Origin of the sequence: Paenibacillus tabacirhizosphaerae (genome assembly GCF_040812395.1) — a bacterium.
In the GTDB taxonomy this organism is placed as follows: domain Bacteria; phylum Bacillota; class Bacilli; order Paenibacillales; family NBRC-103111; genus Paenibacillus_E.
The window spans coordinates 73,591-88,497 of the sequence record NZ_JBFNXH010000005.1 but is presented as its reverse complement, the minus strand read 5'-3'; the positions used below and the strand labels follow the sequence as shown (position 1 = coordinate 88,497).

Sequence of the window (14,907 nt, the reverse complement as noted above, 5' to 3'; positions counted from 1 at the left end):
TGATGTCGATAGGACCAGCCTTTCATCTAAGGGAGGATATAAAAGTTGAGCTCTGAGGAAAAAACTAAAATTACCGTTGATATATATGGCAACCAATATAAACTAATGGCCAGTACAAGCACGAATTACATGAAGCGCGTAGCCGAATACGTAAACGACCAAATGTTTCGTATTGCCAAAGGCTATCCGCGGTTGGATTCCCAACGAATTGCTGTGCTTGCGGCCGTGAATATGGCAGATGAATGTTTCCGGATTAATGAGGTTATGGAGCAGCTTACGAGCGCCCATAAAGAGCAAGAAGCTTCTTTGGCAGGCTATGAGAAGCTGTTGCAAGACTACAATGAATTGAAAAAGGAACTTGAAGCTAAGCTTCATCAGATGGGTGAGCAAGCGGCAAAGCTTGAGCAAAATGGGCAGCAGCTGCAGCAAGAGAAAGAAGTGCAAAGCCAGCAATTCCAGCAGGAAAAGGAAGCACTCATTCAACAGCACAAGACGGAGATAGAAGCGCTTGGGCAACGCCATGATGCTGAAAAGGATATCATCCTTCAGCAGTACATGGGCGAGAAGGATGAGCTGCTGAGGCAGCATCGTGTGAACCAAGAAGCAGCGGCCCAGCAGCATCGCGCGGAGAAAGAAGCGTTCATGCAGCAGTATCTCGAAGAGAAAGAAACGTTAATCCTCCGGTTCGAGCAAGACAAAGAAGTCGCAGCCACACAGCACGAAGAAGAAAAGGCCGCCTACACCAAGCAGTCTAAGGAAGATCATTTGAATACCGTACAAGCGTATTCCCAGCAGCAACAAGGCATTGTCCAGCAATTTGAAGAGCAAAAAGTGTTCATAATCCAACAGTTCCAAACGCAAATTGAATCTCTTATTGAGCAGCAGAAGAAAGAACGCGAAGCTTTTACACAGCACTTCATAGAAGAGAAAGAGTATCTTCTGGAGCAATCGCAACGAGAGAAGGAAGAACTCATGCAGCAGGGGCTTCATGATGAAGCCTTGCAAAAAGAACTGCATACCGTGAAGGAACAATATCGCGAACTGCGCGAAGAATACGGCAAGCTTCAAAACGAATACAACGAATGGATTCAGCTTGTAGAAACAGATGACCCCGACAGGTAGCGGCCAGTGATGATGAATACCTTAGACTATGTCCTGTTGGCCATTATAGCTTTAGGTTTACTGCTTGGTTACTTCCGGGGTTTTATTGCCCAAATTGTTTCGCTTTCCGGCTTCATTCTTGCCTATTTAATAGCTTTTTACTTTTATCGGGACTTCGCCCCCCTGCTGCGGAATGCCGTAGCGCTGCCTACTTACCAGAATTATCAGAAATATGAATTCATCGTAAAAGGCCTCAATCTGGATACCTATATATTAAATGCGATTGCATTTGCAGTACTTTTTTTTGGCGTCAAATTTGCGCTGGTTTTCATAGGCAGAGGCCTCAATCTTATTGCCAAAGTGCCAGGTCTTAATTTTATTAACCGTTGGACCGGAGCCCTTCTGGGACTCGCGGAAGCGTTGTTAATTATCATCATTGCCGTAAATGTAATAACGATTGTGCCTTCAGACGGCATGCAAAAACTCCTCGGGAACTCCTTGATCGCCCCCTATTGTATCAACGAACTGCCCAACATAGCAGGAAAGCTCCAAGAGCTTTGGAAACAAGGTATTTCTACATAAAAAGCTACCTCCTTAAACAAGGTGAGGTAGCTTTTTTAACGTTATAGAACTTATAAAATTTCAGGGTGGAGCATACCTTCCACCTTGTTTTTGTTTTTGATGTAGGGTAGAGATACGGAGCCGAACATCCTAAAACGTTAGGGATACCCATTCTAACACGCCAGAAAGCATATGCCGTCAGTATGTGTGTGTGACGAGCTCGCAGAGCGGAGAGATTCCGCACGCATCGTGTAGTACGCGCACTTGGCAGGATGGAGGTTGAAGATCCGGAAGTGGCTCAGAGGTTTGGAATACTGAAATACAGCCTCGATCTGCGAGAGATCGTCTTTTTGCACAAGTGAGCGGAACGTAGGGGCGTTATGCGGCGGTATTTTCGGTTGTAGTGACATTTCGCGGAACTGCCGTGCGTTATGAGTAAGAAATGCTGGGTTGTAGGCACGATTTTCACTCATTTAACGCACCCTAGTTCCTCTTCAGAGGGAGAAAAGGGACGTTACCGTGGAATAAGGCATCGTAGTTCCGTCGAAATCGCTGTGCAGGGGGAATTGGCGGTCCGACAGTAAGGTCATGAATGATTATTACTTTCTTTCGGATATATGTGAATTTATGTGACGTTAGAGTGGCTAAATAGGGTGGGGTAAGATTGGTATTATTCGCCATTTCCCCATAAATTCGGTTAATATTTCAATAAAAACGAACAATAAAGTTGATTATCATCCATAATGTTCGTTAAATATAAATAAAATTGTAAGGGCTACCAAGGATTTTTACAAATTTTTGTTGAAAAATACAACATCCTAATGTACATTATTAATAAATGTACGTATGTTAGATAAATTAACGCAAGATAATGGCGAAATGAGATCAACAAGATTAATTTGGTAATAACATGACATTATATGTTACATTATATCTAACTCAGGAGCGTGAATCCCAATGAAGAAGAAAATTGTTTTGGTAGGAAACGGAATGGCAGGAGTTAGCTGTATGGAACAATTACTGAAGCTTGCACCGAACCTCTACGAAATTACAATCTTCGGAAGCGAACCGCATCCGAACTATAACCGCATCCTGCTTTCGTCGGTTTTGGCCGGCGATGCCGATATGAAGGACATTGTTATTAATGACTGGTCTTGGTACGAAGAAAATCATATCACCCTGCATACGGGCCATACGGTTAATCGCATTGATACGGAGCGCAAGATCGTGAGCACGGATAAGGGCATTAGCGTTCCTTACGATGAACTTATTCTGGCAACAGGCTCCCTGCCATTCATGCTTCCGCTCCCAGGCGCTGACAAAGAAGGCGTTATTGCCTTCCGCGACATAAAGGATTGCGAAGCGATGATCGAAACCGCCAAGAAATATAAGAAGGCTGTCGTCATCGGCGGCGGACTTCTCGGACTTGAAGCGGCTCGCGGTTTACTTAATTTGAATATGGAAGTGTCGGTCGTCCACATTAATGAATATCTGATGAATCTCCAATTGGACCGGACGGCCTCTCAACTCTTACAGCAAGAATTGGAACGGCAAGGGATGAACTTCCTCCTTAAGAAAAATAGCGAATCCATCCTAGGCAAGAAACGTGTAACCGGTCTTCGGTTTACAGATGGAACGGAAGTTGAAGCCGACCTGATTGTCATGGCCGTAGGCATTCGTCCTAACATTGCGCTTGCCAAGAGCAGCAACATTGAAATTAATCGCGGTATCGTCGTTAACGATTTCCTTGAAACGAACATACCTAACATCTACTCGGTTGGAGAGTGTGCGGAACATCGTGGTGTAGCCTATGGACTGGTTGCTCCGCTTTACGAGCAAGGCGCCGTGCTTGCCAAACGCCTCGCAGGCGTCGAGACAGCGGGATATCAAGGCTCTGTTGTATCGACGAAACTTAAAGTCTCGGGCGTAGACGTGTTCTCGGCTGGCGAATACGCGGATAAGCCAGGTACTCGCGCAGTTCGTGTACAGGATGATTTTGAAGGAATATATAAGAAGGTTGTTATCAGAGACGGTAAAGTTATCGGTGCAGTATTGTTTGGTGACATCAGTGACGGCTCGCGACTGTTTGCCATGATTCGCAACGGCGAAGACGTGACTGGCAAAGAGAAGACGGTGCTGCTTGGTGAAGGCGGCAAAACCAAATCGGGCGCCGATCTGGTCGCTGCCATGAGTGACGACGAGATTGTGTGCGGTTGTAACGGAGTATCCAAAGGAGCAATCGTTCAGGCGATTCAGGAGAAAGGCTGCTCCAGCGTAGGCGATATCAAAGCATGCACCAAAGCCTCCGCTTCTTGCGGCGGTTGTAAACCGCTCGTAGCCGACGTGCTCACCTATGTGCTCGGTGCGGACGGCGTGAAGACGGTGAAAGAAGGCATTTGCGGCTGTACGACACTTGGCCGGGATGAAGTGGTCGAAGCGATTCGCACGATGAGATTGACAACGTCGAAAGAAGTTATGAATGTATTGGAATGGTCGAATACGGAAGGCTGCTCCAAATGCCGTCCGGCACTCAATTACTATCTGGGTATGGTATGGCCGGAAGAACATGAAGACGAAAGAGAATCCCGATTCGTGAACGAACGCAATCATGCAAACATCCAGAAGGATGGCACGTACTCGGTCGTTCCAAGAATGTACGGCGGTGTAACGACACCGAAGGATCTGAAAAAGATTGCGGAAATCGCAGAGAAATACGAAGTGCCGCTCGTGAAAATGACAGGCGGTCAACGTATCGATTTGCTGGGCGTGAAGAAAGAAGACCTGCCTGGCATGTGGGCTGATCTTGATATGCCTTCAGGTTACGCCTACGGAAAGACGCTACGGACTGTCAAAACGTGTGTTGGCTCAACATTCTGCCGCTTCGGCACACAGGATGCGATGAGCATGGGCATCCAGCTCGAGAAGAAGTATGAGCGGTTAGGCACGCCTGCCAAAGTGAAAATGGCGGTATCGGGATGCCCTCGAAACTGTGCGGAAGCAACGATTAAGGATTTTGGCGTTGTGGCGATTGATGGAGGCTGGGAGCTGCATGTTGGTGGCAATGGCGGCACGAAACTCCGCGGAACGGATTTATTGTGCAAAGTGAAGACTGAAGAAGAAGTAATGGAATGGTCAGGCGCATACCTGCAGTACTACCGTGAAACGGGGAAATACAACGAACGGACTGCTGAATGGGTAGAGCGCATTGGGCTGGATACGATAAAAGAAGTGCTGGCAACCAAGGAAGAGCGTGACGCGCTCGTGGAACGCATCGAGAAATCGCTCAGTCTTATGAAGGATCCTTGGAAGGAAATTATTGAAGAACAAGAGCTGCGGAAAACGTTTGTACCGCTGGAAGATCAACCGGCTCCATCCATATTGACATAAGAGGGGATGATTCATATGAAACGAGTTCACGTTGGCAACATATCTGAAATTGCGGAAAAGAGATCCAGGGTTGTCCGGATCGGCTCCCTGGAAATTGCGATATTCAAGCTTTCGGGCGGCGAAATCAAAGCTATTGAGAATCGTTGCCCGCATAAAGCGGGTAAGCTTTCCGAAGGTATTGTGTGTGATCATCATGTTTTTTGCCCGCTTCATGATTGGAAGATTAATCTGCAGGATGGGAATGTAGAGGCGCCGGACGAAGGCTGTGTAACCTCTTTCCAAGTGGAGATTGATGACGCGAACGGTGATTTGTATTTGCATATAGCTGAGGAAAGTATCAAGGCATCCTAGCCTAGGGGGAGTGCTCGCGATGAAACAAAATGGATCGGCCCTTGCACTAGGCTTCTCAACACTTGCCATGATGGCATCGTTCGTCATCTGGAGTGTCTTTTCTCCGATTGCCGGACAAATTCAGGAATTGTATCATCTTAGCGCGATTCAAAAAAGTGTGTTGATCGCTGCGCCGGTTCTGCTCGGATCCATTCTGCGGATCCCGATGGGCATTTATACGGATCGGTTCGGAGGAAAGCGAGTATTTGCAGTCACCATGTTGTTTCTGGTGATTCCGCTCCTGCTTGCAGGATGGGCTCATTCCTACTGGCAACTGCTTCTATGTGCGTTGTTCATTGGGATGGCCGGTACGACTTTCGCCATTTCACTGACCTATGTGTCGAGATGGTTTCCGCCTGAGAGGCAAGGATTTGTGCTAGGGTTAGCGGGACTTGGGAATTTGGGCGGAGCGGCGGCGAGCTTTACACTGCCTTTGGTGTTTAAAAGTTTCGGATTGTCATGGGTGTTTTGGGGCTTAGCCATCATGATTGCGATCACGGCGATCATCTTCTGGATAGGAACGAAGGATTTGCCGCCGCCGACGAAGGTGAAAACGTTTCGCCAATCGATGATCGTACTGAAAGAACAGCCGACTTGGTACTTATCGGTTTTTTATTTCTTGACCTTTGGCGGTTTCGTTGCTTTCGGTGCCTATTTACCAACATTCCTCAGGGATCTATTCCATTTGTCAGCGACGGAAGCGGGCATGAAAACCGCTGGTTTTGTCGTCGTCGCTACCGTCATTCGCCCATTAGGGGGTTATGTAGCTGATCGTTTAGGCTCGAGAAGAGTGCTGGCGATCGTATTTGTGGGCATCATCCTTACTTCGTTATCGATGGCTGCAACTTTGCAGCATTTTGCAGGATTTAGCGTGAGCTGCTTGGTTGCGGCTGCTTTGTTTGGGGTAGGAAATGGAGCTGTGTTTAAAATGGTTCCCGAAGTATCCTCGGGCAATACGGGGGCGGTTACGGGCATCGTTGGCGCCGCAGGGGGCGTAGGCGGTTTTTTTCCGCCAATCCTTCTCGGCATCGTTAAAGATTTGTCAGGTACGTATACATTAGGCTTCATTTTGCTCATGCTCTTTGCCTGTGTGTGTCTTTTCATGAACTATGCAACAAAACGCATGGTGTCATATAAACGGGGTGCGGCGGCTTAAGGGATAGAATTCATGATCAAGGACGGAACTACAGTGCAAGAATGTGGGGGTTAAGTGTATATGGGGAAACAAAAACTTGTCTTAATCGGGAATGGTATGGCCGGTGTGCGTTGTATTGAGGAAATTTTGGCGCTTGCTCCCGACATGTTTGAGATTACTATTTTTGGCGGGGAACCGCATCCAAACTATAACCGTATCATGCTGTCCAAGGTCCTCCAAGGCGACACGACGGTCAATGATATTACGATTAATGATTGGCAGTGGTACAAAGATAATAACATCACGCTGTATGCAGGGGATCCGGTAATCAGCATCGATACGGAAAAGCGCAGGGTCGTTAGCGAAAACGGGTGTTCTGTCGAGTATGATCGACTTATTTTAGCTACGGGTTCATTGCCGTTCATGCTTCCGTTGCCTGGGGCGGATAAGCCGGGTGTAACGGCTTTTCGGGATATTAACGATTGCAACACCATGCTGGAGGCTTCCAAATCCTACAAAAAAGCCGTTGTTATTGGAGGCGGTTTACTCGGCTTGGAAGCGGCGAGAGGACTGCTCAATCTCGGTATGGAAGTCCATGTCGTGCATATTTTCAACCATCTGATGGAGCGTCAGCTAACACCGACTTCTGCGAATATGCTTCGCAAGGAACTGGAAAAGCAGGGAATGCGCTTTCTGCTTGAGAAGCAGACGGATAAAATTATCGGAAAGAAACGGGTAGAAGGTCTGCAGTTCAAAGACGGCAGTAAAGTGGAAGCAGATCTTGTCGTAATTGCCGTAGGCGTACGCCCGAATATCAAGCTTGCGGCTGACAGTGGTGTGGAGACGAATCGAGCCATTGTCGTTAATGATTCCATGGAAACGAATATTCCGGGGATCTATGCGGTTGGAGAATGCGCAGAGCATCGCGGAATGGTATACGGTCTCGTAGCGCCGCTGTATGAGCAAGGCAAAGTGTTGGCGAAAAAGATTTGCGGCATGGATACGGAAGGCTATCCAGGTTCAATCTTGTATTCGCAGCTGAAAGTATCCGGCGTCGAGGTGTTCTCAGCCGGTGAAATTCGCGATTCCGAGATTACGACCTCAATCAAAGCGATCGACGGTGTTCGTAACACGTATCGTAAAATTGCTATTCGCGACAATAAAATTGTCGGTGCGGTGTTGTACGGCGACAGCAGCGAGGGTAATAAGCTGCTTGGTTATATTAAACAGCAAGCGAATGTATCTGTGCTGGAAGAAGCAGCGGGAGACGTGGCTGGCGACGAAGCCTACGTGGAGTCGCTGGCGCCTACAGCGACTGTATGCTCCTGCAATGGCGTGACAAAAGGAGCGATCATGGACGCGGTCCGCGAGAGCGGATGCGAGACGTTCGAAGACGTCCGCGCTTGTACGAGAGCGTCAAGTACATGCGGCGGCTGTAAGCCGCTCGTGTCATCGCTGCTGCAACTGGCTTTGCGTGGCAAAGATGCCCCGGCAGCGCCGAAAGAAACCGTGTGCGGCTGCACATCGCATAGCCATGATGAACTGCGCGATGCAGTACGCGCAGGCGGGTTTACTACAGCTCGCGAGGCGATGAGCGCGCTGGGCTTTAGCAAGGCGGAAGGCTGCGCAGTGTGCAACCCAGCCTTGAAGTACTACATCGGCCAGGCGCTAAGCGCAGCCGGGGCAGGGGTTGGATCTGCTGCGGTGACTCCGGAGGCGAACTTGCTCGCTGACGGCACCTACGCCGCTCGGCCGCGCATGTTCGGCGGCGTCACAAACGCCGACCAGCTAAGGCGAATCGCAGATGTGGTCGACAAGTACAACATACCGCTGGTGAAGTTGACGGGCGGCTCGCATCTGGAATTGCTGGGCATTGATGCCCAGCATGTGGACCCGGTCGGAGCAGAGCTCGGACAGCCGGCCGTTGCGGCTCCGGCTTATGGCAAACCGATTGCTTCGGTCGTCACTTGCGCGGGAGTCGGCTACGACCAGAGCGCTCTGCAGGATTCCGTCCAATTGGGCGCGTTGCTTGAGATTAGATTAGAACACATGCAAATGCCTGCGGCTGTAAGTGTGGCTGTCTCTGCAAGCCCTCTGCATCGTGCGGGGACGCTTGCCAAGGATCTTGGCATCGTCGGCGCGCCAGGCGGCTGGGAGATTTACGTAGGCGGCAGCAGTGGCGTGAAGCTCCGCCAAGGAGAATTGCTGTGCATGGAGCGGACGGAAGCGGCCGTGCTGGAGCTGTCGATGGCCTTTTTACAGTGGTATCGTGAAGAGGCGAATTACGGTGAAACGACGGGACAGTGGATTGAACGCAAAGGCATAACGCAGCTGCGCGAGGGGTTATTTGATCTCTTATTCCGAGCGGAATTGAGCGATAGGATGAACAAGGAACAAGAGCTGACGAAACAGCAGCAACAAAATCTGCGGCCGACGGCTGCTTTGATAAGGTGAGCTGAGCGTATGAGTCTAATTGTAAAAGAAGAACAAAGCGGTACAAGTACGCTGCGTGTAATGGATACGCAATGTCCCTTTTGCAGTGTCCAGTGCAAAATGCAAGTGCTGGAAGAAAGGGGCAGTGCGGATGGGCGTCCGAGCTACACGGTTGTTCCTAAACCGAACGCGGCCTCGGAAGGGCGTTTGTGCATCAAAGGCATGAATGCGTATCAGCACGCGCTGACCGGAGAAAGAATCCTGTATCCGATGGCTAAGAAGGATGGTCAGTTCGTCCGTATTTCGTGGGAGGATGCGTACCAACAAATCGTAAACAAGTTTACTGAACTGCGCGGGCAACACGGCAATCATACGGTCGGCCTGTATGGTGGCGGTTCATTGACGAACGAATCGGCCTATTTGCTCGGTAAGTTCGCACGTGTTGCGCTGCAGACCAAGCACATTGACTATAACGGAAGGTTTTGCATGTCTGCCGCGGCTTCGGCAGGGGTCAAAGTATTTGGCATCGATCGCGGGTTGACGAATCAATTGTCCGATATCGAGCTGGCTGACTGCATGATTCTGGCTGGTACGAATATTGCGGAGTGTCAGCCGACACTCATGCCTTATTTTACCAGAGCAAAAGAAAAAGGCGCTTTTATCATTGCGATCGATCCGAGGGAAACAGGTACGACTCGAATGGCAGATCTCCATCTGAGAGTCAAGCCGGGCATGGATGCGACACTGGCGAATGGCATGCTGAAAGTTCTGCTTGAAGAAGGGTTGATCGACGCCAAGTTCGTAGAGAATCGCACGCAAGGCTTTGACGAACTGAAGGCGCATTTGGATGCACTCGACCTGAATGAGATCGCCGACTTAACCGGTGTGCCTTCTGAGTTGATCCGCAAAGCGGCCAAGGCTTACGGGCAAGCGGCCACAGGCATGGTGTTCACGGCGAGAGGCGTCGAGCAGCAGACGGACGGACATATGGCGGTTCGCAATTTCCTTAATCTCGTTCTGCTGACAGGCAAAATCGGCAAACCTGGCTGTGGTTACGGTGCTGTCACAGGTCAAGGGAATGGTCAAGGCGGCAGGGAGCATGGACAGAAGGCTGATCAGCTTCCAGGATATCGTCTGATCGAAAATCCTGAGGATCGCGCTTATGTCGCTAGTGTGTGGGGAATTGATCCGACCGAACTGCCTGGCAAAGGCGTTTCTGCCTATGAAATGATGGAGAAGATAAGCGAGCAGGAGATTCGTGCATTGTTCGTTATGGGCTCCAACCCTTTAGTATCAAATCCTAATGCGAATTTCGTAGAAGATGGGCTGAAGAAGCTTGATTTCCTCGTCGTTGCCGATTTCCTGATGTCAGAAACGGCTCAGCTGGCTGATCTGATTTTACCTGTATCCGCTTATTTGGAGAATGCGGGTACACTGACAAATCTGGAAGGACGCGTGCTGCTGAGGGAAGCTGGCCGTTTAGCGCCGGGTGAAGCGAAGCATGACTGGCAGATTCTTTGTGACTTAGCCGAAAGTCTGGGCAGAGGGCAATATTTCAATTTTGCCGACGCTGAAGACATCTTTAACGAGCTAAGGCTGGCAAGCAAAGGCGGCGTAGCCGACTATTATGGCATCACGTATGACCGCTTACGGAAGGAAGAAGGCATTTATTGGCCTTGTCCAGAGCCTGAACATCCTGGAGCAAAACGTTTATTTGAATCGTCATTTCCGCTTCCTGCAGGCAAAGCACTGTTGACTTCTGTCGGCAATCATTTGCCGAAGGAGCAGGTCAACGAAGAATTTCCTCTTATTTTAACAACGGGCCGGGTGCTTACGCACTATCTAACGGGCGTACAAACAAGGAGGAGTCATTCCTTGGCAGCGTGTGATGTAGAATCGTTCGTAGAGATTCATCCGAAAACCGCCAGAAAATATCGGATAGAAGAGGCCACGCTCGTGAAGCTGGCATCGAAAAGAGGATTTATCTACGTGCGCAGTCGGTTCAGCAGTGACATCCGAGAGGATACCGTATTCGTGCCCATGCATTGGGGCGATACCCAAAATGTAAATAAAATCACGCACGATGCGCTCGATCCGACCTGTAAAATGCCAGGTTTTAAGGCATGTGCAGTAAATGTTAGCTCATTGGTTACGGAATACACGTGAGTCGTCTGATATAGTCTCAATGAAAAAGAGCACCCGAATGGGGTGCTCTTTTTCATTGATGCTATGCCAATATGTCGTTTATTCCACGATCAGTGTCGCTTTCATGTCAGCATGTCCGGATCCGCACATAACCGAGCAGACAATCGGGAAAGATCCTGCTTTGTCAGGTGTGAACGTAGCTGTTTTTTTGCCGCCATCCAGACTAATCTTAAAATCTTTAATTGAAGCGCCATGCATACCCTGAGCGTTATCAAGGGTGATAGTCACAGGCTCCCCTTTTTTGACGCGATATTCGGTTTGATCAAATTTGAAATTCGTCGCTTTAAGCGTAACGGCCTGTCCACCAGCTTGCGCGGCACCTGTCGTTTGCGGCTCGACGGCCTTTTCTTTGTTTCCGCAAGCTGCAAGGGCGATAACCAAAGCAGCACTCATCATGAGTACGAGCAACTTTTTAACCATATGTACCCCTCCGTAAAACCATTTTTTGACTTCACTTTCATTGTACACGACGGTTTCTGAAAATGCAGTGACAAACTAGTGAATGAGTATGAATAAATGAGGTCAAAAAAAGATCGGTCCGGCGTGAAATCGCAGCAGACCGATCTTTTATTGGGCTTTACCATCGGTGCCAATTACAGGAACCGGCAAAATTATCGATGATCTTCCCTTCCTGTCAGACCTTGTTCAAATGGTGTTTTGACAGGGATGAACAAGTCGATGATCCCGATGACCAAAGCAGCTAGAACTGCACCTATCATGGAGCTGGAAACGTTGTTTACGACGAATTGGGCCGACCAAATGACCAGCGCACTCACCAGGAAACCAACGATTCCTCTGCCAAAAGGAGTGATTTTTTTGCCGAAGATCCCTTCAATGATCCATGCGGCAACTGCAATGACTAGTGCGAGAAAAAAGGCGCTCCAGAACCCGCCGACCTTAAACCCTGGTACCAGCCAACTGACAAACATCAAAACCAAAGCAGACACAATAAACCTGACAAGATGTCCAAGAAGATGCATCTCGGGTACCTCCTTCATTTTGTAAAGAGATGTTTTTCCCCACGATAACAAGTGTTTCTTGCTAGCGATGCTTGGCGTTTTTGAAGGTATGCAACTCCTTTTGGCATGAGGAAGGGTGCATATTTTAGTGTGTCCAGCCTCTTTTGGAAATATGGGAGGTAGCATCTTCCATATAACGATTGTCTCCGTAGCTAATCCTATTCGCTTTGGTTTATAATATAGCGTAGAGAAAAGAGGTTGAAGACAGTTGAACGCAAAAATTATAAAAACATTAGAATACCCGAAGATTTTACATAAACTGATGAACCATGCATCAACTTCCTTAGGCAAGGATGCCGCCGAAAAGCTGGAGCCTATTGGAGATTTTGAATTGGTTAAGCTCCGCTTGCAGGCTACCGACGAGGCAGTGAATGTGGAGAGGCTGAAGGGGAACGCTCCCTTTGGAGGCATTCGGGATATTCGTGCATCCCTGCACCGTGCGAGAATTGGCGGGATGTTGAACCCGGTAGAACTGCTTGATATTTCGACGACGCTGTTCGGTTCCCGGAGGCTGAAACGATTCGTGGTCGCGGTTCATGAGGAATATGCCATTCCGATGCTGAAGGATCAAGTCGATCTATTGACCGAGAACAAACAGTTAGAAGACAAAATCAATAGCTGTATTGATGAAAATGCGGTTGTAGTTGATAGCGCGAGTCCGGAATTAGGACGTGTACGCAGTGAACTTCGCACGGGTGAAGCCAGAGTCCGAGAACGTTTGGAACAAATGATTCGGAATTCTTCCGTACAGAAGATGCTGCAGGATGTCTTGATTACGATTCGTAACGACCGTTACGTCATACCGGTTAAGGCTGAATATCGCTCCAGCTTTGGCGGGATGATTCACGATCAGTCGGCCTCGGGCGCAACGCTTTTTATCGAACCTGAGTCCATCGTTCAGTTGAATAATAAAATTCGCGAGCTTAAGCTCAAAGAAGAAGTCGAGATTGAGAAGATTTTGCGGATGCTTACCGAGCTTGTCGCGGAGCAAGTGGATTTCCTTGTGTCGGATGTCGAACTGCTGGCCCAGCTTGATTTTACTTTTGCGAAGGCAGGCCTGGCTCGTGAATTGAAAGCAACTCAGCCAAGATTAAATGATCGAGGTTTTATTAAAATTAAACGCGGCCGCCATCCGTTAATTTCAGCGGAAGCGGTAGTGCCTCTTGATCTGGAGCTAGGGAACGACTACTCGCAGATTATTGTCACAGGTCCGAATACAGGTGGTAAGACCGTTTCTCTGAAAACAGTGGGCCTCCTTAGTTTGATGGCGATGTCAGGTCTCTTCGTGCCGGCCGAGGAAGGCAGCCAGTTATGTGTCTTCGACGCGATTTATGCGGATATCGGCGATGAACAGAGTATCGAGCAGAATTTGAGTACTTTTTCTAGCCATATGACCAATATTATTAATATTTTGAGAGATATGACGCCAAAAAGCTTGGTGCTGCTAGACGAGCTCGGAGCAGGAACAGACCCCGCTGAAGGGTCGGCGTTAGCGATTTCGATTTTAGATTATATTCATCAAATCGGCTGCCGGATCATTGCGACTACGCACTATTCGGAGCTGAAGGCATATGCGTATCAAAAGCCAGGCACGATCAATGCCAGCATGGAATTTGATATCCAGACGCTAAGTCCTACTTATCGTTTGCTAGTGGGTGTTCCAGGGCGAAGCAACGCATTCGCCATAGCAGAACGGCTTGGTTTGTCACGTCGTATTATTGAGCATGCGCGTGCTCAAGTAGGCGAAGAGGATCTTCGCGTCGAATCGATGATCGCGTCGCTCGAGGAGAACCGCCTGATTGCAGAAAGAGAGCGCGTAAGCGCAGAGCAGCTTCGGCAAGAGGCCGAAGAGCTGCGCCGGGGCTTGGAGGCGCAGCAGGCGAAGTTCGACGAGCAGCGTGACAAGCTGCTCGAGAAAGCCGAGCGCGATGCGCGCGAGGCTGTCGCCAAGGCGCGCCGCGAGGCGGACGAAGTCATCGCCGATCTGCGGCGCATGGCGCAGGAAGAAGCCGGCGGGGTCAAGGACCACCGGCTGATTGAGGCGCGCCGCAAGCTGGATCAGGCGGCGCCGGAGCTGCGCGAGAAGCGCGAAGCTCGCGCGGCGAAGAAGCGGCCTGAGCGCATCGAGGCCGGCGATGAAGTGCGGGTTGTGAACCTGGGGCAGAAGGGTCACGTGGTAGAGATCGTCTCCAGCACCGAAGCAACGGTGCAGCTCGGTATTATGAAGATGAAGGTCAACTTGTCCGACCTTGAGAAGATCGGTTCAGCTGCGCAGAAGAAGCCGCAGCAGACAGCAACAACGGTTAAGCGGACGCGGGATGAGCATATTCGGAGCGAGCTTGATATGCGCGGCCTCAACATGGAGGAGGCGCTGATCGAAGCGGATCGCTTTCTTGATGAGTCGTTCTTAGGCAACTTGGGCCAAGTTTATTTGATCCATGGCAAAGGAACGGGTGTGCTGCGTACGGGCATGCAGGAATATTTACGCCGCCACAAACACGTCAAAAGCTACCGGATGGGCAACTATAACGAAGGCGGCGCAGGGGTTACCGTAGTCGAATTGAAATAATCTGAAAAAATTCTCATTTTTTTTGAAACCCCATCTTTGATAGCACGTATGTAATGTGTGTAAGCACCGGTGAACAAAAAAGTATTTGCAACACCCAATCATAGATG

At 49.4% G+C, this 14,907-nt stretch carries 10 protein-coding genes; 8 read left to right on the top strand and 2 right to left on the bottom strand.

From position 1 onward, the window contains the following. Window positions 1–45: 45 nt before the first annotated feature. The 7 genes from zapA (at window position 46) to nasC (ending at window position 11,173) form a co-directional block, all read left to right on the top strand. A complete protein-coding gene (zapA, locus tag ABRS97_RS11090; RefSeq protein WP_367813793.1) occupies window positions 46–1,122 on the top strand; it encodes a cell division protein ZapA in 1,077 nt (358 codons plus the stop codon). Window positions 1,123–1,131: 9 nt separating this feature from the next. Then, window positions 1,132–1,683, top strand: a complete 552-nt coding sequence (locus tag ABRS97_RS11085; protein ID WP_367813791.1) for a CvpA family protein — start codon at window positions 1,132–1,134, stop codon at window positions 1,681–1,683. A 936-nt stretch (window positions 1,684–2,619) separates the two neighbouring features. Beyond that, on the top strand, window positions 2,620–5,049 hold the full coding sequence (gene nirB / locus ABRS97_RS11080; RefSeq protein ID WP_367813789.1) for a nitrite reductase large subunit NirB: 2,430 nt from the start codon (window positions 2,620–2,622) through the stop codon (window positions 5,047–5,049). 15 nt (window positions 5,050–5,064) lie between these two features. Continuing rightward, a complete protein-coding gene (gene nirD, locus ABRS97_RS11075) occupies window positions 5,065–5,400 on the top strand; it encodes a nitrite reductase small subunit NirD (RefSeq protein ID WP_367813787.1) in 336 nt (111 codons plus the stop codon). 19 nt (window positions 5,401–5,419) lie between these two features. Beyond that, window positions 5,420–6,595, top strand: a complete 1,176-nt coding sequence (locus tag ABRS97_RS11070; RefSeq protein WP_367813786.1) for an MFS transporter — start codon at window positions 5,420–5,422, stop codon at window positions 6,593–6,595. Window positions 6,596–6,655: 60 nt separating this feature from the next. Then, window positions 6,656–9,028 carry a nitrite reductase large subunit NirB gene (nirB, locus tag ABRS97_RS11065; protein ID WP_367813784.1) on the top strand — a complete coding sequence of 791 codons (2,373 nt, stop codon included), beginning with the start codon at window positions 6,656–6,658 and terminating at the stop codon, window positions 9,026–9,028. A 9-nt stretch (window positions 9,029–9,037) separates the two neighbouring features. Further along, the gene (gene nasC, locus ABRS97_RS11060; RefSeq protein ID WP_367813783.1) at window positions 9,038–11,173 is read left to right on the top strand and encodes an assimilatory nitrate reductase catalytic subunit NasC; all 2,136 of its coding nucleotides are present in this window, start codon (window positions 9,038–9,040) and stop codon (window positions 11,171–11,173) included. A gap of 78 nt (window positions 11,174–11,251) precedes the next feature. On the opposite strand, the gene ABRS97_RS11055 is transcribed toward nasC, so the two are convergent. Together ABRS97_RS11055 and ABRS97_RS11050 are read right to left on the bottom strand one after the other, a co-directional pair. Continuing rightward, on the bottom strand, window positions 11,252–11,632 hold the full coding sequence (locus tag ABRS97_RS11055) for a cupredoxin domain-containing protein (protein WP_367813781.1): 381 nt from the start codon (window positions 11,630–11,632) through the stop codon (window positions 11,252–11,254). A gap of 191 nt (window positions 11,633–11,823) precedes the next feature. Further along, window positions 11,824–12,192, bottom strand: a complete 369-nt coding sequence (locus tag ABRS97_RS11050; RefSeq protein WP_367813779.1) for a phage holin family protein — start codon at window positions 12,190–12,192, stop codon at window positions 11,824–11,826. A gap of 247 nt (window positions 12,193–12,439) precedes the next feature. Here ABRS97_RS11050 and ABRS97_RS11045 point away from each other — a divergent pair, with 247 nt between their 5' ends. Then, complete coding sequence (locus ABRS97_RS11045) at window positions 12,440–14,800, top strand: endonuclease MutS2 (protein WP_367813777.1); 2,361 nt, start codon at window positions 12,440–12,442, stop codon at window positions 14,798–14,800. The last annotated feature ends 107 nt before the right edge of the window (window positions 14,801–14,907 follow it).

Bases quoted from the DNA above. Each gene is read 5' to 3' on its own strand.
- ABRS97_RS11055 (WP_367813781.1), bottom strand. From the start codon at position 11,632: ATGGTTAAAAAGTTGCTCGTACTCATGATGAGTGCTGCTTTGGTTATC.
- nirB (WP_367813784.1), top strand. From the start codon at position 6,656: ATGGGGAAACAAAAACTTGTCTTAATCGGGAATGGTATGGCCGGTGTG.
- nirD (WP_367813787.1), top strand. From the start codon at position 5,065: ATGAAACGAGTTCACGTTGGCAACATATCTGAAATTGCGGAAAAGAGA.
- nasC (WP_367813783.1), top strand. From the start codon at position 9,038: ATGAGTCTAATTGTAAAAGAAGAACAAAGCGGTACAAGTACGCTGCGT.
- nirB (WP_367813789.1), top strand. From the start codon at position 2,620: ATGAAGAAGAAAATTGTTTTGGTAGGAAACGGAATGGCAGGAGTTAGC.
- ABRS97_RS11070 (WP_367813786.1), top strand. From the start codon at position 5,420: ATGAAACAAAATGGATCGGCCCTTGCACTAGGCTTCTCAACACTTGCC.
- ABRS97_RS11050 (WP_367813779.1), bottom strand. From the start codon at position 12,192: ATGCATCTTCTTGGACATCTTGTCAGGTTTATTGTGTCTGCTTTGGTT.
- ABRS97_RS11085 (WP_367813791.1), top strand. From the start codon at position 1,132: ATGATGAATACCTTAGACTATGTCCTGTTGGCCATTATAGCTTTAGGT.